General features: G+C 67.1%; 17 protein-coding genes and 3 pseudogenes. 10 read left to right on the plus strand and 10 right to left on the minus strand.

Features of this window, described 5'->3' with window-relative positions; all coding sequences use genetic code 11:
• Positions 1 to 9: 9 nt before the first annotated feature.
• The 3 genes and pseudogenes from AB0M67_RS16500 to AB0M67_RS16510 all read left to right on the plus strand — a co-directional run.
• Positions 10 to 507 (plus strand): annotated as a pseudogene (locus AB0M67_RS16500) (replication initiator); the annotation flags it as partial.
• Positions 504 to 710 (plus strand): helix-turn-helix domain-containing protein, encoded by a 207-nt coding sequence (locus AB0M67_RS16505; protein ID WP_365746056.1) that lies wholly within the window; start codon positions 504 to 506, stop codon positions 708 to 710. The pseudogene AB0M67_RS16500 and the gene AB0M67_RS16505, both read left to right, overlap by 4 nt.
• Positions 710 to 1,985, plus strand: a pseudogene (locus tag AB0M67_RS16510) (site-specific integrase). The gene AB0M67_RS16505 and the pseudogene AB0M67_RS16510 overlap by 1 nt, the downstream one beginning before the upstream one ends.
• A gap of 121 nt (positions 1,986 to 2,106) precedes the next feature.
• Here the strand turns inward: AB0M67_RS16510 and AB0M67_RS16515 are convergent.
• From AB0M67_RS16515 to AB0M67_RS16525, 3 genes are all read right to left on the minus strand, one after another.
• Entirely contained in the window at positions 2,107 to 2,508 is a 402-nt protein-coding gene (locus AB0M67_RS16515; RefSeq protein ID WP_365746057.1) for a DUF2750 domain-containing protein, read from the minus strand.
• 550 nt (positions 2,509 to 3,058) lie between these two features.
• Complete coding sequence (locus tag AB0M67_RS16520) at positions 3,059 to 3,529, minus strand: NUDIX domain-containing protein (RefSeq protein WP_365746058.1); 471 nt, start codon at positions 3,527 to 3,529, stop codon at positions 3,059 to 3,061.
• Positions 3,530 to 3,531: 2 nt separating this feature from the next.
• A complete protein-coding gene (locus AB0M67_RS16525; RefSeq protein ID WP_365746091.1) occupies positions 3,532 to 4,251 on the minus strand; it encodes a helix-turn-helix transcriptional regulator in 720 nt (239 codons plus the stop codon).
• Positions 4,252 to 4,533: 282 nt separating this feature from the next.
• Here AB0M67_RS16525 and AB0M67_RS16530 point away from each other — a divergent pair, with 282 nt between their 5' ends.
• The 6 genes from AB0M67_RS16530 to AB0M67_RS16555 all read left to right on the plus strand — a co-directional run bounded on the left by AB0M67_RS16530 (position 4,534) and on the right by AB0M67_RS16555 (position 9,600).
• A complete protein-coding gene (locus tag AB0M67_RS16530) occupies positions 4,534 to 4,764 on the plus strand; it encodes a hypothetical protein (protein ID WP_365746059.1) in 231 nt (76 codons plus the stop codon).
• On the plus strand, positions 4,752 to 4,997 hold the full coding sequence (locus AB0M67_RS16535) for a hypothetical protein (protein WP_365746060.1): 246 nt from the start codon (positions 4,752 to 4,754) through the stop codon (positions 4,995 to 4,997). Before AB0M67_RS16530 ends, AB0M67_RS16535 begins: the two co-directional genes overlap by 13 nt.
• 668 nt (positions 4,998 to 5,665) lie before the next feature.
• Positions 5,666 to 6,484, plus strand: coding sequence for a SpdA protein (locus AB0M67_RS16540; protein ID WP_365746061.1), 819 nt, complete (start codon positions 5,666 to 5,668; stop codon positions 6,482 to 6,484).
• 151 nt (positions 6,485 to 6,635) lie between these two features.
• Positions 6,636 to 8,093: a replication initiator gene (locus AB0M67_RS16545; RefSeq protein ID WP_365746062.1), complete on the plus strand. Its 1,458-nt coding sequence runs from the start codon at positions 6,636 to 6,638 to the stop codon at positions 8,091 to 8,093.
• Entirely contained in the window at positions 8,093 to 8,317 is a 225-nt protein-coding gene (locus AB0M67_RS16550; RefSeq protein WP_365746063.1) for a helix-turn-helix domain-containing protein, read from the plus strand. Before AB0M67_RS16545 ends, AB0M67_RS16550 begins: the two co-directional genes overlap by 1 nt.
• Positions 8,317 to 9,600, plus strand: coding sequence for a tyrosine-type recombinase/integrase (locus tag AB0M67_RS16555; protein ID WP_365746064.1), 1,284 nt, complete (start codon positions 8,317 to 8,319; stop codon positions 9,598 to 9,600). The genes AB0M67_RS16550 and AB0M67_RS16555 overlap by 1 nt, the downstream gene beginning before the upstream one ends.
• Before the next feature lie 131 nt (positions 9,601 to 9,731).
• Here AB0M67_RS16555 and AB0M67_RS16560 read toward each other — a convergent pair whose 3' ends face one another.
• The 7 genes and pseudogenes from AB0M67_RS16560 to AB0M67_RS16590 form a co-directional block, all read right to left on the minus strand.
• Positions 9,732 to 10,193: a hypothetical protein gene (locus AB0M67_RS16560; protein WP_365746065.1), complete on the minus strand. Its 462-nt coding sequence runs from the start codon at positions 10,191 to 10,193 to the stop codon at positions 9,732 to 9,734.
• A 4-nt stretch (positions 10,194 to 10,197) separates the two neighbouring features.
• Positions 10,198 to 17,007, minus strand: coding sequence for a polymorphic toxin-type HINT domain-containing protein (locus tag AB0M67_RS16565; RefSeq protein WP_365746066.1), 6,810 nt, complete (start codon positions 17,005 to 17,007; stop codon positions 10,198 to 10,200).
• Positions 17,008 to 17,211: 204 nt separating this feature from the next.
• Positions 17,212 to 17,538 carry a hypothetical protein gene (locus tag AB0M67_RS16570; protein WP_365746092.1) on the minus strand — a complete coding sequence of 109 codons (327 nt, stop codon included), beginning with the start codon at positions 17,536 to 17,538 and terminating at the stop codon, positions 17,212 to 17,214.
• Positions 17,472 to 18,119, minus strand: a pseudogene (locus AB0M67_RS16575) (hypothetical protein); the annotation flags it as partial. The gene AB0M67_RS16570 and the pseudogene AB0M67_RS16575, both read right to left, overlap by 67 nt.
• A 244-nt stretch (positions 18,120 to 18,363) precedes the next feature.
• Positions 18,364 to 19,611 carry an amidohydrolase family protein gene (locus AB0M67_RS16580; protein ID WP_365746067.1) on the minus strand — a complete coding sequence of 416 codons (1,248 nt, stop codon included), beginning with the start codon at positions 19,609 to 19,611 and terminating at the stop codon, positions 18,364 to 18,366.
• A 168-nt stretch (positions 19,612 to 19,779) separates the two neighbouring features.
• On the minus strand, positions 19,780 to 20,229 hold the full coding sequence (locus AB0M67_RS16585; protein ID WP_365746068.1) for an Rrf2 family transcriptional regulator: 450 nt from the start codon (positions 20,227 to 20,229) through the stop codon (positions 19,780 to 19,782).
• Positions 20,230 to 20,870: 641 nt separating this feature from the next.
• A complete protein-coding gene (locus tag AB0M67_RS16590; protein WP_365746069.1) occupies positions 20,871 to 21,704 on the minus strand; it encodes an SDR family oxidoreductase in 834 nt (277 codons plus the stop codon).
• 128 nt (positions 21,705 to 21,832) lie between these two features.
• On the opposite strand from AB0M67_RS16590, the gene AB0M67_RS16595 reads away from it, so the two are divergent.
• Positions 21,833 to 22,255 (plus strand): MarR family transcriptional regulator, encoded by a 423-nt coding sequence (locus AB0M67_RS16595; RefSeq protein WP_365746070.1) that lies wholly within the window; start codon positions 21,833 to 21,835, stop codon positions 22,253 to 22,255.
• Positions 22,256 to 22,524: the final 269 nt, after the last annotated feature.

The raw sequence follows: 22,524 nt of genomic DNA on the forward strand, positions 1-22,524 counted from the left end.
CCCGGGGGTTCCGGCACCCTCGACCGCTCCCTGTTCTGCCGCCCCTGCCGGGGACGCGGCGCCACCGTGCTGCCCCGCGGAACCCCGCTCCCGTGCACCGCCTGCGACGGCACCGGGCAGGCCCGGCCATTGCCCCGGCTCGCCGTCGCACGCCACGTGCGACGGATGATCCGAACCTGCTGGGAGCTGGGCAGGCTGCCGGAGTTCGCCCACTTCAAGCTCCGGAAGTGGGCGCACATGCTCGGCTCCCGGGGCCACTTCTCCACCAAGTCCCGCAGCTACTCGACCACTCTTGGCGCGCTGCGCGCCGCCCGCCGCGCCTGGCGCACCGAACAGGCTCACGCCCACGCCGGCCTGCCCGAGCACGACCCGGACACCACCCTGGTCATCGGCCACTGGGCCTACCAAGGAACGGGTTACAGCCCCGGCGGCGCCCTGCTCGCCGCCGCCGTCTGGCACCGCAGAGAACTGGACCGACAGTTCGCGACAGAAGGGGGCTGCCGATGACCACGGTCTCCGAGGGGGCGCCGGAGGGACTGCTGACCGTGCCCCAGGTCATGACCCGCCTCCAGCTCGGCCGCTCAGCCATCTACGACCTGCTCCGCACCCGCCGGCTCGCCTCGATCACCCTCGGCCGCGCCCGCCGCATCGCCGCTCACGCGCTGACCGACTTCATCCGCACCCGCCTCGAACAGGAAGCCGCCGCCTGATGACCACACCCCGAGACACCCCCGCCTCCCGCCGCGTACGCGCAATGGCGACGGAACCGTCTACCAGCGCAAGGACAGCCGCTGGGAAGCCGCCGGATACGTGCTGGCCCCCGGCAACACCCGCAAGCGCATCCGCGTCTACGGCACCACCAGGAAGGAGGCCCTGGCCAAGCTCACGGAGAAGATCGCCGCCAGCAACCTCGGCTTGCCCGTCGCGGCTGCCGACAGCACTGTCAGCGCGTACCTGAAGTACTGGCTGAACGGCGTCGCCGTCCACCAGGTACGGGAGAACACCCACACCCGCTACGCCGCCGCCATCCGCCTCCACATCAATCCCGGTCTCGGCGTCAAGAAACTCGCCCGGCTCACCACCGGCGACGTCCGCAACTTCCTCGACGGACTCCGCACCACCTGCCAGTGCTGCGCCCAGGAACGGGACGCTGCTCGACGGGCCTGCTGCGCCATCGGCCAGTGCTGCGAGAAGCGACTGTCACCGCTGACCGTGACGTACGTCCACGCGGTCCTCAAGTCCGCCCTGGACACGCCGTCCGCGAGGACGAACTGCCGCGCAACGTCGCCCGGAACGTCAAGACGACCACGCCACGCCCCCGGCGTTTCCAGCCCTTCACCGCCGCCGAAGCCCGGCAGTTCCTCCAGTCGGCCGGCGCCGACCGGCTTCACGCTCTGTACGAACTCGCCCTGCGCACTGGACTCCGCAAGGGCGAACTCCTCGGCCTCCACTGGGAAGACCTCGACCTCGATGGCGGCACCGCAACCATCCACCGCTCCCTCCAGCGCACCCGCAGCCAGGGCCTGACCGTCCTGAACACCAAGACCCTCGCCTCCGAACGCCGCATCGCCCTCCCCACCGAATGCATCAACTCCCTCAAGATCCACCAGGAACAGCAGGAGGAAGAGCGTCAGGCAGCCGGAACGGGCTGGACTGACAACGGGCTCGTCTTCACCACCCCGAAGGGCAATCCGCTCGACCCTGGCAACCTCAACCGCCGCTTCCGTCGCCTCCTCCGCAGCGCCGGACTCCGGACGATCCGCTTCCACGATCTCCGCCACTCGACGGCCACCCTGCTCCTGGAAAAGGGCGTCGACCTGGTCGTCATCAAGGAACTCCTCGGCCACGCCCACGTCGGCGTCACAGCCGGCGTCTACGCCCACGTACGCCTCCGCCTACAACGCCACGCCATCGACACCCTCGGCAACGCCCTCAACCCCACCGACACCGCCGACGACCCACCCGCCGCAGACTTCGTCCGCTGACGTTGCCGTCAGCGCTGCCGTCAAACACCACAGAAGCCCCACCAAAAACAAATCTTGGTGGGGCTTCTGACCGCTCGTAGAGGATTTCAAGCTGCGCCCGAGCGCTGTCACTCAACCGAATCTACCGGTCGTATGGTGGTTCGCCAAGCGCGTGAATAAGACGATTGACCACTTCATTGACAGTGAAGTCCCATCCAGTCAGGTGCTGTCCACTCCAATTAATCCCTACCCGGAAGTCATTCTTGGCTAGATCCGGCAAAGCCGCGCTTCGCCAATGATCCAGCGGCATTGAAACAGCACGAAATTGAGGACCCCATAGCTGAGCAGCGCGCTGCGCACGGGCCTCCGATGACCAATAGGGAAATGCTGGTCGCCCAGAACTTGAGACCGGCGTCGGACTGCCGTCGTCATCTCGAACCCACCAGATGGTACGAGTCTGAACGATCTCGCGGAAGAAGGCCGCCGCCTGCGCCCCACTTGTGCTCACCTGAATCCTCCCAGATCGTCCCGACTTGGGCAGCATGCTTGAGCGCGGCACCAGAGGGCACTGGCGCCGCGCCCGTCCGCAACGTTAGTAACCGGGCGGGAGCCTACGGTATCCGCCGGGATCCATAATTGCGTGATCCTCTGGCCATCGCGGTGTTAGCAACATACCACCATCCCGCTCGGGAATAGGTTCGTGGCTCAGCTCCATTGATTCCCACGATCCGTCCGGACGCTGCCGCTGTGGCGCCGATCCCCGCTTCATACGACCGATGTTCGCGGCACCGTATTGGTCTGCGGCGCCCGGCTCCGCCGCTTCGTTCTTCCAAAATCGCTTACGCATGGTGGACAAGGATGGCGCGACGCCATTCTTATTGGGCTTGGAATAATCTTCGCCCAATTTCCAACGCCCACCGCAGTTGCTGTTGTGAACAAGGACCGGCGTCTCCCCCGCCAGCACATAGTACGTATGCTACGCGAAGCCTTCGACCTGCTTTTTCGCAGGTCAAGTGCGGTTTGCTGGTCCGGTGAAGTGCGTGGGCGTCCGTGGTTGTGCGGGGCTGTTGCCGTCGCTACTGCCGTCAGACGGTTCAGCCCAGGTACGGCTTCTCGCGCTGTTCCAGGAAGTGCTGGAGCCTGAGTCGTTGGGTGTGGTGCATCGGCAACTGCTCGATCTCGTCCGGCGGCACGAACCGGAGTTCGGTGGACTCGTCGGAAATCTCCAGCCGGCCGCCGGTGATGCGGGCGGTGAAGCAGACGTTGAACTGTCGCCGGACCTCACCGTCGGTGTAGGCGATGATGTGTTTCGGGTCGGTGTAGGTGCCGACCAGGCCGGTGATCTCGACATCGAGGCCGGTCTCCTCTTTGACCTCGCGGACGGCCGTGCCGGGCAGGGAGTCGGTGAGGTCCATGCCGCCTCCGGGCAGCGCCCAGAGGTCGTTGTCGCGGCGGCGCTGGAGGAGGATGCGCCCGTGGTCGTCGGTGACGACGGCGGAAGCGGCGACGACCATGCTGTTCGGCTTGGGCGCGGTGGGGTCGTCGTAGTACTCGGTGCGGGCCACGGTCAGTCTTCCTCTCGTACGGGGGTTGCGATCGCCCACACGGCGTCGAAGCTGTCGGCGTAGGTGTCGAACATGCCGCCTGTCTCGTGACGGCGAAGGTGCCACACGGGGGCTGCGTAGGCGTTGACGCCCCAGACGTGTGCGTTGACGAGTTGCTGGTCGTCGGCCCGGTAGAGGGAGTTGTAGAGCGTGGTGCCGTGGGTGCGGACTTCGATGCCGGGGGTGTCGGCGAGCGGCTTGTAGTGCATGAGTGCGAGGCGGCAGCGGGATTCGATGCCATGGCCGAACCGCTCTTCCTGACCGCGGGCTTGGACGTTGTCGCTGTCGGGGTCCCCGATCGCGATGCGGGCGGTGCAGCCTTCGGCGGCGCGTTCGGTGAGGAGTTCGTTCAGCCGCGGGTACGCCTCGTGGAGGAAGACGGCCGCGTAGACGAGGATGTCGATCCGTTCCCGGGCTTGGGCCATCAGGTCGGTGAACGTCGAGACGGGGATGTCGGCCCGCTGTTCGTAGAGCGCGACCAGTTCGGGGCTGATGGCGCGGGCGGGGCGGGCCTGGCGGAGCGCCGGCCAGAGTGCGTGCACGTCTTCTCCCAGGGCCTTGGCCGCCTGGAGGGCGGTGGCACGACGTGGGATACGCCCGAGGTTCACCCAGCGCTCGACCGACTTGGGGTCGACCTCGACCTGCTGAGCGAGGGCGGCGTACGTCCAGCCTCCCGCCGCCATGACGGCTCGTAGTCTCTCGTTCGGCACGAGTCTCCCCCTTCGTCTCAGGACGGCACTAGGGACGTTCTACACGGTGCGGGACGTCCCCGAGTGGGGTTTGGTGGAGGTTCCTTCGTCCCGGTGACCGGCGTGAGGATCGGTGCCGACCCTGCGGCACCGACAGGCCCAGGGGCACGGATTCACGCCGCTGAGGAGCGTCTACGTGCGAAAGTGCGCCACACCTTGTGTTCCCGCCCTGCGACTGGGTGTCCGGTCGCGCACCGCCTCGCCGGGGCGGTCACGATGACGGCCCCCACCCCTGACGCCGACGGGCACACCGTCTCGGCCGATGTTGGCGCCCTGGTGGTCGACCGACGGAACGGCAAGGTGGGCGTGGTGATGGGACGTGTAGGGCCGTACGTGCAGCGCGGCGGCCGGGAGTGGGACGTGCCGCCCGAGGACGTACGTCCGCCGACCCCGGCCGAGGAGTTGAGCGCGAAGGTGGCCGTGGCCAACCGGAGGTGGGGACGGTGACCCGGCGCTCGGTCCTGCGCTACGAGACCTGGACGCTCCAGCCCGACCGCGAGCCGGACGCGGAGCCGGTCCTGTACGCGATGCAGTGCGCCGTGGACGAAGAGACATCGCCGACAAGCGAGGACTTCACGGAACCGCAAAACTGGGTTCTGCGGCACTGCGGTCAGAACCCGTCGCACCACACCTACCGGGAGATCATCACCCGCCCCTGGCGGGCCTGGCGGCATACATAACCCGCCCTGGCCGCCCAAGCGCCGCACCGCGCTGACCCACCCGTCTCCCGTCCCTGTCGGGCGCGGCCGGTCAAGGCTCCCCCGCCCTCGTGAGCCCCGGCAGGGACGGGCCCTCCGTGCGTGCCGTGCTCTTGGCTGTGGGGGTTCTGGCCTCTGCCACAGAAAGTCAGCCACGACGGCGGGCGCGCCGACCGACCACCCGCCACGTGTGTCTCGCTCAACCCCGCACCGGCATCAGCCCAGTTATCTCCATCGTCACGGCCCCCAGCCAGGCAGCAAGCATAGGCGTCCCGGACGGCGCGAGCCCACCGGGCGGCCTCTCAGGTGCCCGGCCATTCTGCTGCTGAGCGGTCGGACCGGGGCTTCCGATTGGTAGTCCGGCCTACGCTCCCGGGCTCTGCGCGCCGAGCAGTCGTCGGCCGTCGCCAGCGGGGCGGAAGACAGGAGCGGGCGGCGGTCGCCGACCGCCGGCGCGCGGCGGCCCGCGTCAGCGGGGCGCCCTTGATCAAGTAAAGAAACTCTGAACAGCTCACTCAGCTGCGCGCCCGTGCGGTCCACCGGGTGCAGGTGGTTCAGCATCTGCGTCTGCCTTCGTTCAGTCGGTCGCGTAGGCGCTGAGCACTGGCGGCGGTCTCCTCGGGCGTGTAGTTGCCACTGAGGCGCTTGCGTTGCTCCATGACAGCGCGCATGGCGTCACGGTGGGCGGTGGCGGCCTCGAACTCGGTGCTGGCCTTGATGAACCGTTCCTCGGCGGCAGCGAGTTCGGCGGCTACCTCGTCATCGGTCTTGCCGCTGAGTCGTACCGCTTCCTCGTCCGCCCGGCGCTGGACCACCATCTCCTCCAGCCCTTCGTTGTAGCGCTTGAGGAACTGATCGCCCCCATGGTGGACCTGTCCGTCGTCGGACTCCTGGTCGCGCTGCGGTTCCTGGCCCTGCGCGGGGTGTCCAAGTCGGAGTTGCGGGCCGGTACCCGACTGCTGCACCTGTGCGGGCTCCTCACCCTCGCCCTGAACACCGCCGAACCGCTGCTGGCCGGACGCTACGGACGGGCCTGCCTGGACACCGTCGCCCCGCTCCTGCTGCTCGGCTGGGGCCACGTCGGCCACGCCTTCTTCGCTCAGTTCCACAACCTCACCCACCCCACCCCGCACCTGGAGGCCACTGCCGCCACCCTTGCCGCAGAGCCGGTGCCCGACGTAGCACCGTCACCCCAAGCGGCACTCCCGACGCCCGTCCCGGACGTCGTCGCCTCCCCGGCTGAGAAGCTGGAGCCCACTCCGACTCCGGCCGCCGCTCCGCCCGCCGCCGTCGCCAAGACGGCCCGGCCCGTCTCCGGCCCGGTCCTGTCTATCGCCCTGCTGAACGCGGCCCGGCGCATCGCAGACACCCACCGCGCCGAGCACGGAACACCGATCACCGCCGCCCACCTGGGCACGCGCATGGGCGTCGCCCTGCCGGTGGCCACCACCGCACTCGCTCAGCTCTGAGCCCCGGCCCCTACCGGCCGCATCTCCCTCGCTGAAACCCACGCCCGCTCCTGGGCCTGGTTCGTCATGCCCCGAGCAGCGCCAACTCACCTTCCAGTTCGGCTGATTGCTGCTCGGGGCCACCCACCCGAACAGATGGGACACGCCCCGAATGGTCACCCTGGACCTGCGTCACGTGGCAAGCCCCGCCGTACGGGACCTTCTCCGCCTCGTCAATCACCCCGACTTCGACCGCGCACAGCAGCAGCTCGAACGCCTCGGCGGCTGCGCCGAACCCGTCCGCCTGACCGGCCACAGCACCACCGTCGACACCACGACTGGCGAAGTGCTGCGCTCCTACAACTCCTCCGCCGAACCGACGGGCAGCCTGCTCACCACGTGCGGCAACCGCCGCTCCTCCCGCTGCCCGGCCTGCTCCCGCCTCTACGCCGCCGACACCTACCACCTCATCCGCGCCGGCCTCTCCGGTGGCAAGACCGTCCCCGACACCGTCCGCACCCACCCCCGCGTCTTCGCCACCCTCACCGCACCCTCCTTCGACCCCGTCCACAACCGCCCCACCACCCCCGGCGGCGACATCAAGCCCTGCCGCTGCCACCAGCTCCACGACCCCACGGACCCACTGCTGGGCACGCCGCTGAACCCGGCGACGTACGACTACACAGGCGCGGTCCTGTTCAACGCCCATGCCTCCGCGCTGTGGGCCCGCTTGACCGTCTACCTGCGCCGCGAGATCGCCGCCCGGCTCGGCCTCACCCAGAAAGCCGCACGCGCCGTACTGCGGATCTCCTTCGCCAAGGTCGCCGAGTACCAGAAGCGCGGCCTGGTCCACTTCCACGCCGTCATCCGGCTCGACGGCCCCGACGGCCCCGACGGCCCCGACGGCAACGCTACGCCTCCGCCCCCGTCTGCCACCGTCACCGTGCTCACCGACGCCATCCGGGCCGCAGCCCTCCGGGTCCGAGTGGCCGTCGCCTCGGACGCGATCGGCGAGCGCGAACTCGCCTGGGGCACACAGCTCGACGTGCGCGAGATCGCCGCCTTCGGTACCGACGCCGAACTCACCGATCAGGCCGTTGCCGCCTACGTGGCCAAGTACGCCACCAAGTCCGCCGACGCCTCCGGCACCCTCGACCACGCCCTGTTCTGCCGCCCCTGCCAGGGACGCGGCGCCACCCTCCTGCCTCATGGAACCCCGCTCCCCTGCACCGCCTGCGACGGCACCGGACAGTCCCGGCCCCTGCCCCGGCTCGCCGTCGCCCGCCACGTCCGGCAGATGATCCGCACCTGCTGGGACCTGGGCAGGCTGCCGGAATTCACCGATCTCAAGCTCTGGAAGTGGGCGCACATGCTCGGCTTCCGGGGCCACTTCTCCACCAAGTCCCGCCACTACTCCACCACCCTGGGCGCGCTGCGCGACGCCCGCCGCGCCTGGCGTGCCGAACAGGCCCACGCCGGCCTGCCCGAGTCCGACCCGACGACCACGCTCGTCGTCGGCCACTGGGACTACCTCGGCTCGGGCTACAGCCCCGGCGCGGCCCTCCTCGCCGTCGGCGTCTGGCACCGCAGAGAACTGGAACGGCAGTTCACGGCCGAAGGGGGTTGCTGATGACCTCGCCCCCGCTCGCCGTCCTCCGCACAGAGGTGGCCCCGGCGCTGGAGCTGCTCACGGTGCCCCAGGTGATGGCCCGCCTCCAGCTCGGCCGCTCCGCCGTCTACGACCTGTTCCGCACCGGCCAGCTCGCCTCGATCACCCTCGGCCGCGCCCGCCGCATCCCCACCCACGCCCTCACCGACTTCATCCGCACCCGCCTTGACCAGGAAGCCGCCTGATGACCACACCCCACCCCGCATCGTCCCGCCGCTCCCGTGCTCGCGCGAACGGAGAAGGGACCGTCTACCAGCGCAAGGACGGACGCTGGGAAGCCGCCGGATACGTCCTCGCCCCCGGCAACGCCCGCAAGCGCGTCCGCGTCTACGGCACCACCCGTAAAGACGCGATGACCAAGCTCACCGAGAAGATCGCCGACAGCAACCGCGGCCTCCCCATCGCCGCAGCTGACAGCACCGTGAGCGCCTACCTCGCGTACTGGCTGGACGGCGTCGCCGTGCACCATCTGCGGGAGAACACTCACACCCGCTACGCCGCCTCCATCCGCCTCCACCTCAACCCCGGCCTCGGCGCGAAGAAGCTCGCCCGGCTCACCACCCGCGACGTCCGCATCTTCATCGACGGACTCCGCACCACCTGCCAGTGCTGCGCCCAGAACCGGGACACGGACCGGCGGTCCTGCTGCGCCATCGGGCAGTGCTGTGAGAAGCGGCTGTCACCGCTGACCGTGACGTACGTCCACGCGGTCCTCAAGTCCGCCCTGGAACACGCCGTCCGCGAGGACGAACTGCCGCGCAACGTCGCCCGGAACGTCAAGACCACCACGCCACGCCCCCGGCGCTTCCAGCCCCTCACCGCCGCCGAAGCCCGGCAGTTCCTCCAGTCGGCCGGCGCCGACCGGCTTCACGCTCTGTACGAACTCGCCCTGCGCACTGGACTCCGCAAGGGCGAACTCCTCGGCCTCCACTGGGAAGACCTCGACCTCGATGGCGGCACCGCAACCATCCACCGCTCCCTCCAGCGCACCCGCAGCCAGGGCCTGACCGTCCTGAACACCAAGACCCTCGCCTCCGAACGCCGCATCGCCCTCCCCACCGAATGCATCAACTCCCTCAAGATCCACCAGGAACGACAGCAGGAAGAACGCCAGGCAGCCAGAGCGGGCTGGACGGACAACGGGCTCGTCTTCACGACCGTGAAGGGCGGACCCCTCGACCCCGGCTACCTCACCCGCCGCTTCCGTCGCCTCCTCCACAGCGCTGGCCTTCGGACGATCCGCTTCCACGACCTCCGGCACTCGATTGCCACCCTGCTCCTGGAACAAGGCGTCGATCTCGTCGTCATCAAGGAACTCCTCGGCCACGCCCACATCGGCGTCACCGCCGGCGTCTACGCCCACGTCCGACTCCGCCTCCAACGCCAGGCCATCGACGCTCTGGGCGACGTACTCGGCCTTACCGACGACGACCCCAATGACCCACCCGCCGCAGCCGTCGTCCGCTGACGTTGCCGTCACCGTTGCCGTCAAACACACCTGAAGCCCCACCGGAAATTAATCCGGTGGGGCTTCAGATTTACTGATGAAACCCTAGGACCGCCATCGAGTCCTCTTCATTTCAACAGCTCGAAATTGGGTCACGATGACGATTTGAATCGCTCTACATCTCGACGGATCGGGCCAAACCGGGGAACTCGATCCCACCACCATTCGCCATTCGATCGCTCACCGCCATCGAGGCGACGAACAATTCCAGATTCATCAATTTCAGTGAACTGCATAAATCTGGAGTCGGCATCATCGAGTGCCAGTCTGAATCCCTCAAGGAAATCCGAGTCGATGTTTTTCATGCCGCGAGATACGAAGCTCCTGAGCGCGAGGGCGGCAATCAAATCATAGACGCCCCACACCGTCCTGTCAGAATCTGGCAGCCCAACCTCTGCCTCGATCCTGAGAACGTGATTGCGCCAGCTCTCCAGCAGCTCAACCAGCCCTAGAGCCCGCTCCGGGGCCACTGGAACTAAGACGCCTTCCAATCGACGAATATCCATATCCGTCAGGAAGCATCCGAGCCATTCGCCTCGCTCGCTCGTATTCATTCATTCACCTGCCAGGGTAATACGACGTGGACTTCCACGGCATATCCCAGTTGATAATTACGCGGACGCCATTGTGGTCAAACCTTGACGAGTTCTGCCCGTCCAACTGGCGCGGGCCGGCCTGTCGAAGCGTCGTCTCAACTTCCGTGGCAGACGGACGCCCCATTGCCGGATTCCCCCCACCCGTGTGCCCGTTCACGAACTCAACCATCTCGTCGAGACTGTAGTCACTTCCGTGGAAATCCTCGCCGCCGAGACGGTCTCCATTTTTGCCGCCAGACGGCACTCCACAATTCGGACCGGAATTGTGAACCAGGACCGGCGTTGCCCCTGCCAGCACATAGTACGTGTGGAGGTCGTCCACAGTGAGGTTGTAGGTCCGAGCATGCTTGGTGGAGGCTCGGTTCGCCGTGACAATCACGGTGTCACCATCATCGGTGAGCAGCGTCATGCCCGGCTTCAGCCTGGCCGCTTCGAGCCAAGCCTCCTCCGACGGTGACCAGAACGGGTGCTCGTAGGTGGCCGTCAGCCGCTCGACGCCACCGCCTGTCGCGATGGACAGGGTGTTGAAGCGTTTGTCGTCCTCGGTGACGATGAGGCGCGTTACCTCACGAGGGCCCGACTCTCCCGTTTCAGGGTCGGTGGCCTGCACGGTGTCACCGAGTTCGACGTCTTCGATGTCTTTGGTCGTTCCGTCGGCCATCAGTACGTCGGTGCCTGCCAGGAAACACTGGTTGCATCCGGATCCCCGGTTGCTGTTCCGTCCTTTGCCTCCGGCTGCTCTTGCACCTCCGCCCGGGCCATAAGCAAATATCTCCGACACGCCGGCGATAATTGCTTTCTTCCGGAGTTCGGCTCTGTCAGGGCACTTTACGGCGCCACACGAGAAGGCGACCAGGTTGGCGAGTGTGTAAGGATCCGGGTATTCATCGAGGCACTCAAGGTATCCACACCATCCTTCCACACGGTCGTAGAAGTGCTTAATGAATTCCTTAGTGATTTTCGGGGACCATTTGACAGGTATTTTCACCCCCGGATAAACGTTGATCTGCCCATCGCCATCTTTGTCCTTATTGTTCGCGCCTTCGAGCCACCAGGACCCCGCGCTGTTAGTGGTTTCGCCGCTTCCTCCGCTGGTATCCTCTTTACTTTTGTCCGGGCCATGACCTTTCTCCCAGGCGTCGCCGCCGCCGGTGCACGCGAATGTGATTCCGCATACCGTGCCGCCGGGGTCCATCAGGCCACTCGGGTCGCTGTGGGTGAGAGGGGTGTTGTGGGCGTAGCTGTAGCCGCCGAGGGATTCCGGGTCGCTCGTGACGAGGAGTGGGTCGACGGAGATGAAGCGGCCTATGGCCGGGTCGTATTCGCGGGCGCCCAGATGAGTGAGGCCCGTGGTTTTCGTGTCGTCGGTACCGCCGACGAAGCCCCTTGTTCCGGGCCAGGTTTTGGGGGTGCCGCCTCGGGGTGCGCCGAAGGGAAGGGCGCGGCGTTGGGTGAGTGACAGGTCGGCGGCGTTGACGGCGAGTTGACCGGTGCCGTGATGGTCGGCGACGGTGAAGGACCAGGTGCCTTCGTCGCTCTGGATGCCGGCGTGTCCACCGCCGAGTTCGACGTAGCGAGTCGCTTTCGCCTTGTCGGCACCGCTGGGCAGGACGACTTCGGTGTGTCCCAGGTAGAGCGTGGTCTCCGTGCCGGTGCGTCCGACGAGCCGGTTGCCGTCGGCGTCGTAGAGGTACTCGGTGGTCTTGGTGCCCTCGGAGACCTTGGAGAGACGGCCTTCGGCGTCCCAGGTGAGTTTCTGACCGGGACGGCCGGTGGTGTTCCCGGTCTGGTCGTACGTGTAGTTGTCCGTGCTCGTGCCGGTGGACGTGGTGTTGGTGACGGAGTTCAGTGAGTGGGCCAGCGGCTTGCCCGCGCCGGGGTAGGTGTACGTCCGCTTGACGTCCTTGGCCGTGTCACCGGCCGGATTGTGCTGGATCTCGGTCGCGCGGTTGCTCGCCTTGTCGTAGGTGAAGCTTTGCCAGTACGGCGCGGGGCCGGTGATCCTGCCCGTCTCCGGGGTGGCCGTGCACTGGGTCGTGCTCTGCGTCCATGCCTCTGTCAGGCGACCGAGATAGTCGTAGGTGAAGCACTGGTTGTCGGTTCCGGTGCGTGAGACATCGGCCATCGACAGGACGTTGCCTGCCTCGTCGTAGCGGTAGGTGACGTTACGGTCGACGCCGTTCTGCTCCTCACGGTCGACACGTGAGATGGCGAGCCGCTGGGTGCCCCACTCGTAGGTGTTGGTGACTTGCGTCTTCTTGCCGCCGTCGGCCAGGTTCATGACGTACTGGAGAGGTTTGCCGGTGAGGCTGTAGCCGACGCTGCTGCTGATTCCCTGGCCGAAGGTGCCGGTGAGCCGCAGGGTCCGGTCTTCGTAACCGTATGTGACCGCGGAGCCGGGCAGGGAGCCGGCCGCGGAGTAGCTGACTCCTGAGAGCAGCCCGGACGGCTTGTAGAGACTGCCGGCCTGGTATGTGCCCTGGAGCTTGCCCTCGGCGGCGGGTATGACGACGGCTGTTTTGATCGCCCGGTAGAGCTGGTCGTAGTCGGTGACTTTGGAGGTGTACTCCTGACCACCGCTGTAGCGGGTGGACTCCGCGAGCTGTCCTCGGGCTCCGCTGATGGTGTCGTACACCCAGGCGGCTCGCAGGGTGCCCGTGGCCGATCCCTCGCGCAGCGAGGTCTTGCGGCCGAGGTTGTCGTAACCGCTGACGAGCGTCGTACCACGCGCGTCCGTGGAGGAGGTGAGCTGGCCGCGGTCGTCGTAGACGCTGGTCGTGATGCCCTTGTCCGGGTCGACGGTCTTGATCTGACGGCCGAGCTGGTCGTAGGAGAAGGTCCAGTCGGCGCCGGCCGGGCCGGTCATCTTCGTCAGTTCACCGCGAGGTGTGTAGACGTAGGACGTGGTGTCGTAGGAAGCGTCGGCACTGCGCTGGTGGTGTTGGAGGAGTCGGGTGGTCCTGCCTCTGGCGTCGACGACATTGGTCGTGGCGACGCCGCCGACGGGAGGGATGATGGTGCTGCGATCACCGCGGTAGAGGGTCTTGACGGTGTTGAGGACGGTGCCGCCGTCACCGTTTCCGGCGATCTGGCGGGTCTCGGTCGCTCGTCCCAGCCCGTCGTAGGTCGTGCGGGTCTGCGTCTCGACGGCCAGGGCGTTGTCGGGCTTGAACAGTTCGCGCGACGGTGCGCCGACGCTGTAGTACGGCGCGAACGTCTTGGCGGTCTGTCCGCGCTCGTCGTAGAAGACGTCGGTGAGGATGCTGCCGCCGTCCGGCCCGGGTGCCTGGGTCTGACGCTCGCGGAGGAATCCGTCGTAGAGCGTGTAGGACGTGAGCTGCCCGCCGTTGTTGTCGAGGACCTTGGTGGCGACGGCAGTTGGCTTGCCTTCCTCGATGAGGTAGCTGAACCCGTAGCTGGGAGTCTGGGTGTTGCGTCGGTTGGCGAGCCAGACCTGTGTCGAGCGGCCGAGCGCGTCGTACGTGGACTCGGTGACCTTGCCGTTGGTGTCGGTCAGCTTCACCGGCAGCCCTCGGTGTCCGAGGTCCTGAGTGGTGGTCTGGACGGTGGAGGCGTCACCCGCTTTGGCGGGTGGTGTGGTGGTGGTGATCTGAGTGGGCAGTCCGGTGGCGGGGGTGAAGGCCGTTGTAGCCGTACGGCCGTCGCCGCGGACGCTGCGCACCGGGGCTCCGTCACCGACTGCCGTAACGTCCGCGGTCAGATCGGTGGTGGTGAGTACGCGTCCGTAGGTGTCGTAGGTGGAGCCGCTCTCCAGGTAGGTGGCCGTGGTGCCGTTGTGGGTCTTGAGTGTCGCCGTGGCGGTGACATCGCCCTTGGTCGGAGCCGCGCCGTAGGCCCCACCGTCGTAGGCGGTTCGGACGTCGCTGATGACGTCCTTGGTGCGGTCGGGTGTGGCAGCGCAGGTCGCGGCGACGGTTTCGACACGGGAGACCGTGTTCAGGAGGTTGTTGCCGCCATCGGCCGCGTAGCTGGTGCGGGTGCACTGATTGTCGGACGCGGTGGCGTGGTCCCCGAGATCGTGGACCTCGATGACACGTCCCGCGACGGTGTCCCGCTTAGTGGCCGTCGAGGTGACGCGCCAGGACGTGCCGGCGCCCCCGTCAAGAGAGAGCCAGTTCTTGGTGCTGGCGGTACCGGTGAAGTTGGCTGTGACCGTGCCCCAGGCTCGTTCCTTCTTGGCCGTTTCGTGATGCCAGGGGCGGCTCACCGATTTACTGAGGACCTTGCCGTCGGGCTGGTCGAAGGTGACGGTCTTGTAGCTCTGTCCCGCAGCGGAGGGGTGGTCGGTGATGGGGTCGCCTTCGCCGTCCTCCAGGGAGACGGACACGGACTTGGTTCCCTCGCCGCTGGTGTTCTCCCTGTCACCGTCCATGCCCCTCAGGAAGTAGGTGTCCTGCTGGGACTCCATAGCCTCGGGACCACCCTGCCCGCCTGTCTGTACACGGACGTGTCCATAGCCGCGCCACTGGGACCAGGTGCGGTGCTTCTCCTTGGTCAGGCCGTCGTCATCATCGAAGTGCCAGGCCCCACCGTCCAGGTACTGGTAACGCTTTACGTTGTCGGGTGCACCCCCGGTGCGGTCTGTGCTGGTGACGGAAGTGACCACGTACTTGTTGAACCACTGCATCGGTTCGTCCGAGTCGCTGTCTCCGATGTACTGGGGAAAACAGCGCGTGGTGTTGGTCCCTGGTGTGGGCAGCTTGTTCCAGTCGCAGACCGGCTCTGAGTAGTTCGCGGTGACCTGCCCGCCGAACTCATCGTCAACCGTGGAGAGTCGGTCCTTGATGAACGGAGCGTATCCGTCTCCGGTCTTGTCGAGACGGTTCTCCAGCTGGGTGTATCCGAAGGTGGTCTTCGGCAACTTGACTGCTGGCGTGGTCGACTCGCCGGTGCGCTCGATGGACGCGAGCCGTAGCTGGTAGTCGGTATCAGCCATACCCCAGCTGTGGCCCAGGCGCCAGGTGTCGGCCTTCGCATAGGTTCCGTCCGGGGCAAGGGTCTGGGTAGTGACCTCGGTCAGGCGCTTGCGTGTCCAGAAGGACGGCGAGAGCCTGCCGTTGTCGCATTTCGTGCCGGACAGGCAGTTGAGGTCCCAGGGGGTGTCGTACCAGTAGAAGGCTTTGCCGTCGATCGTGGATGGTTCGCAGGTGACGCCCAACTGCGGGAGGCAGCGCTCGGCGCTGGTGAAGACGACCTGTGCGAGCGGCTTGTCCGCGAACATACGGCTGGACTTCAGCCCGTAGTCGATGCGCTCCAAGTAGCCGCCGCGTACGTACGGCGTGTCGTCGTCAGCCTTGAGATTGCGGCCGTAGGAGTTGGCCTCCTTGCTGTAGTGGTAGGCGATGGCGTTGCCGTGCGGGTCGACGACGTAGTCGAGGTTCCACCGCCAGGCCTGCTGGCACCAGGAACCTGCGAAGGTGGCCGTGTTGCAGGGCTCCCCGCTGTTGTTCCCGTAGACAGGGACGGTCCAGGTGGAGTCCGTGGTGTCCTTGCCGTCGGTCCACCCGGGCATGCGGTTGTAGCCGAAGTAGTAGCGAATACCGTCCGGGGTGGTGAGCCGCCAGTACTCGCCGTCGTCGTCGCCGTTGCCACGGTTCATGGACCTCAGGCGCGTGATCTTGGTGCCGTCGTCCTGCTTCAGCTTGAACTCGTCCGTGCCCGCGGGCACGAGTTCGCCGCCCTTGCCGTTGAGGGAAAGGAAGGCATTGTCGTATGCCCAGCACAGATCGCCGGGCTTGTTGCCGTCGGTGTTCTTCTCACCGTCGTCGGAGCAGGGCTTGTAACGGCGTTCGATGGAGCCCGGCCACAGGTCGAAACCGTCACCGACCCAGGAGCCCTGATTGTTTGAATTACTCGTCCGTCCGTCGATGGTGCCCGACGCATAGGAGAGTCCCACTTTAGGCATGAGGCCGCCGGGCACATTCGGCGTCGACATGTCGTACGACCAGGCGAAATCACCTGAGTTGAGGTTCGTGCTCCAGGAGGCGGACGTGGACAGCGCGGTGGCCTTGTAGTCGCCCTTGTCGCCTTCCGCGGCCGCGACGGCTGCCAGGACCGTGGGAGCGCCGGAGGCAGCGAGGGACACCGCGGGGGCGGTGAGGGTCTGCGCGTCGGTGTCATTGGTGGCGGCGACGGGCGTGACCGTGCGGCAGGCGTCCTTGGCGGGGGTGGTCAGCGCGCATGCGGGAAGTTCGACGAGCCGCATCCTGGCTGCGTACGAACCGCCGAAGGCCCCTGCGAAGTCCTCGTAGTCGACACTGAGTGCGACCGCGGCCGGTTCAGCGGTCTTCGCGGCTGCTCTCAGCTCCGGAGTCAGTTCCGGAGTCTTGGCTTCGACGGTGAAGAGCAGGCCCTTCACGCCCGCGCGTTCAGCCTGGTCGCGTTCGAGCACACGGGTCCCCACCGTGGCCGGAGCGATCCGCTTTCTCTTCGCGTCTTTCGTACGTGACGGTGTCGCGGATCCAGCGGGATGAGGCGAGGCGACAGCGAGGGGAAGGCTCTTCGCCTTGGCGAACCTGGACTCTCCTCGGGTGTCGGCGCTCGGGACGCGGACATCGGCCGAGGTGGCCTTTGGCCAGGAGGCGCGGGGTGTTTGGCGTGGGCCGGCCGTCGGCCGCTCGGACCGCGCGCGGGAAACGGCCTTGGCGCCGTAGGAGCCGGCGACCGGCTTCTCCGCGGCCGGAAGACCGGGCAGGTCGCTGCTCGCTGCCTGAGCCGGCAGCGCGGCACTCTGCAGAATGGACGCGACCATCACCGTTGAGACGGCCAGGGATATCCGCCGGAGCGGACGTTTGGGAAGGCGTGGGAAACGAGAGCGCATAGGGGATTCCATCGCTGCCGGGCGCCAGGTGCCCGTCGGGCAAGCCTGGCGCGAACGGTGAAGTGGGGAGAAGCAGTTGAGCGTGTCCCGAGGTCGCACCCGGGTGACCGGGCCGGGCACGACCCCTGGCACGTATCACTCGTCGGAAGGCACCTCGGTGGGGACGTCGAACCACGAAGCGGCCAGCTTCTCGACCTGGGTTTCGCTGAGGGCGCCCTGGAACGCCCACACGTCATCCACCGCACCAGGGAAGTACTGGCCCCAACTGCCCGCCGTTTTAGCCCTGCCGACCTGAAGGGACTTGCCGGCCTTGAAGGTCAGTACATCGTCAGCCCAGGCAAGCAGGTCTTCACAGGCGGGATCGTCCGTCTCACCGTCTCCGTCGTCATCACCGCCGACGTCGGCAAAGTGACAGCGAAACTCGACCCGGACTTCTTGGCGGTGGTCCGTGCCGGACTCCAACGGGCGACCATCCCCTTGCCGTCCCCCGTGTCCCAGGATGCCTGGAACTGCACGGACACGCTGTCGCCGTCAGGATCGGTCACGTTGTTCGCATTGATCTTCCCCAGCGTCCGTACCCTGGCCGCGCTGTCCGGCTTCGCGCACACGCCGCCGTACTCCATCATCAACTGCGACATCTTGAGCTAAGGCGGCGGCCGGTTCAACCCCGAATCGGAGTTACCGTTGAACTTCCACTGCGGTTCGGACGCCCAGTACTTCGACGCCATCGTCCATGCCGACGCCCTCGGCGTGTACCACTGCGGATCGAGTCCCACAGTGGTCACCTTCGGACGGACCGTCCCGTCCGGTGCCTTGCTCAGCTCGGTGTCGATCGTCTTCCACTCGCCCCCCATCCGGGCACGTACAGGGCGGAGATACTCGCGGGCCTCCAACGAGCCGTCAGGCGTGGCGTACACGTCGCTGTGCTCACCGCGCAGCGAACCGACCTCAACGGGCTTGCCCAAACGTTTCGCCTCGGCGAGGGCGTCATCAGTGGTGGCCTCGTTCAGACTGTCGCCATCAGCACCAGCGGCATGGGACACACCAGGCGCAACCGCCGACGGCTGCGCAACCGCGAGCGGAGCCGCCAGCGGGACAAGACTCGCCGCCAGCAGGACAGCAAGTCCGCCTGCCAGCCCGCCCGTGGTCGGCCGACCACCTCTGCGTCTTCCCGTCTGGACACCACGACTCCCACGCGCCCCACCCATAAATCCCCACCCCAACGTTCACAGAAGTCATACAACTTCGCAGAGTTAAAGGCTTGTAGCGCAGAGTTGTCAATAGCGATCAAGAAGCAATCCGAGTCCGCTCGGGCCTGCCGTTCAGGATCACCATGCTGAGGTCGCGAAGGTTGCCGATGTCCGCGGTGGGATCGGCGTTCAGCACGAGCAGGTCGGCGCGCTTGCCGGGGGCCACCGTGCCGAGGTCGGGGCGCACGCACTGCCGCGACGCGCCGCTGGTACCTGCGGCCAGCACCTGGGTGGGCGTCAACCCGGCCGCCACCATGAGTTCGGCCTCTTCCAGAGTGTTGGCTCCGAATAGGCCGCGACCGCTGAAGGTGTCGCTGCCCAGCGCTATGTGCACGCCGGCGTCAGCGACCTTCTTGAGATTGGTACGGGCGTCCGGGTGGGCATCGTCGATCCAGAGCGTGGGCGTGTAGGTGATGTCGTGTTCGAGCATCAGGTCGACGAGCGAGTGGTCGGTGAGGGGCTCGACGGTGACACCGTGCTCCAGACCGTCCGCCCCGGCCTCGATCGCCTCGCGTGCCGCGGCTTGCTGGGTGGTGTGGACGGTGACCCGAAGACCCCGCTCGTGCCCGGTCTCGATACCCGCCCGAAGGAGATCGAGGGAAAGCCGTTGCAACTCGACACCATCGGGAAAGGCAGGATTCCGCCAGCGGTACTTCGGCCCCCCGGAGTGTGCGCACGCGCCTTCCGACAGGAGTTTGATCGCATCCACCTTGCGGTCGGCGAGGTGGTGCACCAGGTCGCGGATCTGCTGCACGCTGTCGACCTCTCCCGTGAAGCGCTCGCGCGCCCAGGGGTTGCCGCTGAAGACAGTGGCGGCGGGATGCCCGTCGCGCCCGGTAATACCGCAACCGGTCGCCAGCAGTCGCGGGCCCCGCAGAGTGCCCGCGGCGATTCCGGCCCGCATGTCCAGGATGCCGCCCGTCGGGTCGCCCACCGACTTGATGGTGGTGATCCCGTGGTCGAGGAACAGCCCGAGCCTTCCGGGAAGTTCGTTCTCCTCGAAGGCCCGCATCGACTGCGGATCCGTGACCGTACGCACGTCGTAGAAGTGGATGTGAGTGTCGATCAGGCCCGGCATGACCCATCCTTCGGCCGCATCCACCTCCTGTCTGCCCCTGATCGGCTCGGCCGAGACGGCTGCGATCTCGCCGCCGTCGATGGCGACGTCGTACAGACCGGCGAGCGCCTGGTAGCCGTCGAAGACATGTGCGCGACTGATCACGAGGTCGTAGGTCGCGGGGCCACGAGCCCCCGTGCTCGCGATTGCTTCGGATTCCTGGGGCATCGCTCTCACTCCTGGCGCGTTCTGAGTAGGCGTTCGGGTCGTGGTGGCGCATCGTGCGGACGCTGACACGGGGAGCCGAAAGGGCCGGAGCGCTCACTCCGGAAGAACTGAAACCAAGACAGTTACAGTTAAATCCTGCGTCATGACGCAGGATGCGCGTCGCATGCCTCAGCGCTTGAGATTCCTCGGTTCGTTGTCGGAGGCCAGTATCTGACGCAGCAGGCCGGCGATCGTCGTCCTTCCGAGCTGTTCCTCCAGAGCTCGTTCCGCGCTCTGGAACTCGGCGTCAAGCAGGTCGCCGATGTTGCGTCCGACCTCGCACGCCCCGCTGGGCGGATGGGTGTACCGCGAGAAGATCCGCCCTTCCTCGACGGCGGCGTACGCGTCATAGAGCGTGATATCCCGCGGGGCGCGGGCAAGGGACCAGCCGCCACCCCGACCCTCGGCGGACCACACCAGGTCAGCGTCTCGCAAGCGGCCGAGCACGCGCCGCACGAGGACTGGATTGCTTTCGAGGCTGTCCGCGATCTCCGCGGAGGTCAACGAGCCCCCACGCCGGTGCGCCAGCATCGCCAGCGCGTGAATCGCGACCGCGCTCCTACTGCTGAGCCCCGCCATCTCCCACTCCTTGCCGTCGCCGGTTAACTGCAACCAGAGTAGTTGCAGTTCGATCGATCATCAACCGAGTTGCCTCAAAGGGGCATAACTCAGGTAAGAGACCAAAACGGGGCCACGGGATGAACTTGACAGCTCGACGTCAACCGGGAGCTGTCCATCGCGCGCAAGGCGATCGGCTGGTGGCAGCGCCAGGGCTGGATCGAAGGCGATCCGACGATCGGCATCGAGGGGCGGCCGGCACCGGCCCGACCGCACCAAGGCCCTGGCGGAGAACCAGATCACCGCCCTGTGGCGCCTGGACGTCGCCCTGCGGGAGAAGAGGCAGTGTGAAGATGCTCTACGAGTCCGCAGCACGGGCCGACGAGGTGCTGCGCCTGAACGTGGAAGACCTGTACCCGCAGTACAAACGCGGCAGGATCACCGCCAAGGGCGGGGCGACCGAGTGGATTCACCGGCAGTCCGGCACCGCACAGCTCCTGCCCCGCCCCATCGCCCGCCGCACCCGTGGCCCGCCGCTCCTCACCGACCGCAAGGCCCCCGCCGGGACGCCGACGCTCGACGTATGCCCGGAGACCGGCCGTGCCCGGCTCTCCTACCGACGGGCCGTATCTCGGTCACACCCCTGCTCCCGCCGCGGCGGGTCACGGCTGCCCAGGTGCCGTCGGGGCGTCGAGGTGACGCGCGTGATGGTGGCCCAGGCTCCGGTTCAGCCGCCCCGTCGCACGCGTTACCGCGGTGCGGGGCAGCAGCCGGGCGGCCCAGGTGGTCGCACGCATGCTCGCGCGGCCCGGGTAGGCGTTTATGGCCCCCTTGGCAAAGGCGTCGAGGGTCCTGGCCGCGACCCGTTCGGGCTGATCGGTGAACCTAGGATTCATCGTGGCGGTGGTGCCGTCGAAGAATCCCGTGGCGGTGGCTCCGGGATGGGCGGCCATGACCCGCACCCCGCTGCCCCGGAGCTCCTCGGCGAGCGCCTCGGTGAACGACAGCACGAACGCCTTCGTCGCCGCATAGGTTGCCTGATACGGCATGGCCTGGAACGCCGCCGTGGACGCCACGTTGATGATTCCTCCACTTCCCCGTGCGGCCATGCGGCCACCGAGCGCGTGGGTCAGATTCATCAGGGCGACAACGTTCAGCTCGACCGAGCTGACATGCCGCGCCAACGCGGAGTCCAGGAAGGGGCCGACGGTACCGGCGCCTGCGTTGTTGACCAGGAGGTCGACGGTCCGGCCCCGCCGGTCCAGCTCCGCGATCAGCCGAGGCACTCCGTCAGTGGCGGCCAGGTCGAGCGCCTCGGTCTCGACCTCGACTCCGTGTTCTTCCCGGATCCGCTCGGCGTTGCGGCGCAGCGCGTCGCCGGAGCGGGCCACGAGTACCAAGCGGGCGCCCCGGAAGGCTAGTTCGTGGGCGTACGCCTCGCCCAGGCCTTTCGAGGCGCCGGTGACCAGAGCGGTGATGCCGGAGTAGACGCTCATATGCGTGTTCCCTTCCCATGCGGCCAGCCGTCGTCGAGGCATGCCGGAGCAACCCAAAGTACTTCGAGTCTCGAAGCATGCGTAACGTAACAGCTTCGAGTCTCGAAGCACAGTGTTAGTCTTCAGCCATGACGAACCAGGCTCTGGAGTCGGTGGTGCGCGCCCACTACGAGCTGTTCATGCGCACCGCCGACCGCCTTGCCAAGCCGTTCGACGAGCTGGGACTCACGAACGCGACGGCGCAGGCGCTGTGGTTGATCGACCCGGATGAGCCGGCGCCGTCCATGAAGACGCTGGCAGGCCGTATGCACTGCAACGCGCCGAACCTCAGCTTCGTCGTCAATCAGCTGATCGACCACGGGCTCGTCGAGCGAGGCGCGGATCCCACCGACCGGCGCGTACGGGTGGCCGTGCTGACCGAGCGGGGCCGGGAGGTCCGCGAGCGCGTCGTGCGGCTGACGCTCGATCAGACCCCGTTCGCCGATTGCGAGCCGGAGGAGATCGCCCGCCTCGCCGAGATTCTGTGGCGGGTGCTCGATCGGACGGACTGAAGGGGCGGGGCGAGTCCGAGGAGATGAGCGTCACCCGCACCATCCTGGCGGGCAGGGTCTGGCGTCAGGCCGGCTCTGAGGAATCCCCACTCCGGCGTGCGGTGGGCCCCGGTCGGGAGTTGGCCGGGGCCCAGGACGTGTTGCGAAAGTAGCGCCGTCCGCCCGGAGGGCGGGGTGCCCGACCGGGCGCACGCCTGCGGGCACGACGTCCACACCGCCGCCGTGCTCGGCGCCGGGCTGGTTCTCGCCGAGCTCGACCGGCGGGGACA

It is taken from the genome of Streptomyces sp. NPDC051662, assembly GCF_040681655.1.
GTDB lineage: Bacteria > Actinomycetota > Actinomycetes > Streptomycetales > Streptomycetaceae > Streptomyces.

What these genes read in the sequence shown, in the direction of transcription:
- AB0M67_RS16505 (WP_365746056.1), top strand. Translation starts at nt 504, where the DNA reads ATGACCACGGTCTCCGAGGGGGCGCCGGAGGGACTGCTGACCGTGCCC.
- AB0M67_RS16515 (WP_365746057.1), bottom strand. Translation starts at nt 2,508, where the DNA reads ATGCTGCCCAAGTCGGGACGATCTGGGAGGATTCAGGTGAGCACAAGT.
- AB0M67_RS16525 (WP_365746091.1), bottom strand. Translation starts at nt 4,251, where the DNA reads ATGGCGGCGGGAGGCTGGACGTACGCCGCCCTCGCTCAGCAGGTCGAG.
- AB0M67_RS16530 (WP_365746059.1), top strand. Translation starts at nt 4,534, where the DNA reads ATGACGGCCCCCACCCCTGACGCCGACGGGCACACCGTCTCGGCCGAT.
- AB0M67_RS16545 (WP_365746062.1), top strand. Translation starts at nt 6,636, where the DNA reads ATGGTCACCCTGGACCTGCGTCACGTGGCAAGCCCCGCCGTACGGGAC.
- AB0M67_RS16550 (WP_365746063.1), top strand. Translation starts at nt 8,093, where the DNA reads ATGACCTCGCCCCCGCTCGCCGTCCTCCGCACAGAGGTGGCCCCGGCG.
- AB0M67_RS16555 (WP_365746064.1), top strand. Translation starts at nt 8,317, where the DNA reads ATGACCACACCCCACCCCGCATCGTCCCGCCGCTCCCGTGCTCGCGCG.
- AB0M67_RS16560 (WP_365746065.1), bottom strand. Translation starts at nt 10,193, where the DNA reads ATGAATACGAGCGAGCGAGGCGAATGGCTCGGATGCTTCCTGACGGAT.
- AB0M67_RS16565 (WP_365746066.1), bottom strand. Translation starts at nt 17,007, where the DNA reads ATGGTCGCGTCCATTCTGCAGAGTGCCGCGCTGCCGGCTCAGGCAGCG.
- AB0M67_RS16580 (WP_365746067.1), bottom strand. Translation starts at nt 19,611, where the DNA reads ATGCCCCAGGAATCCGAAGCAATCGCGAGCACGGGGGCTCGTGGCCCC.
- AB0M67_RS16585 (WP_365746068.1), bottom strand. Translation starts at nt 20,229, where the DNA reads ATGGCGGGGCTCAGCAGTAGGAGCGCGGTCGCGATTCACGCGCTGGCG.
- AB0M67_RS16590 (WP_365746069.1), bottom strand. Translation starts at nt 21,704, where the DNA reads ATGAGCGTCTACTCCGGCATCACCGCTCTGGTCACCGGCGCCTCGAAA.
- AB0M67_RS16595 (WP_365746070.1), top strand. Translation starts at nt 21,833, where the DNA reads ATGACGAACCAGGCTCTGGAGTCGGTGGTGCGCGCCCACTACGAGCTG.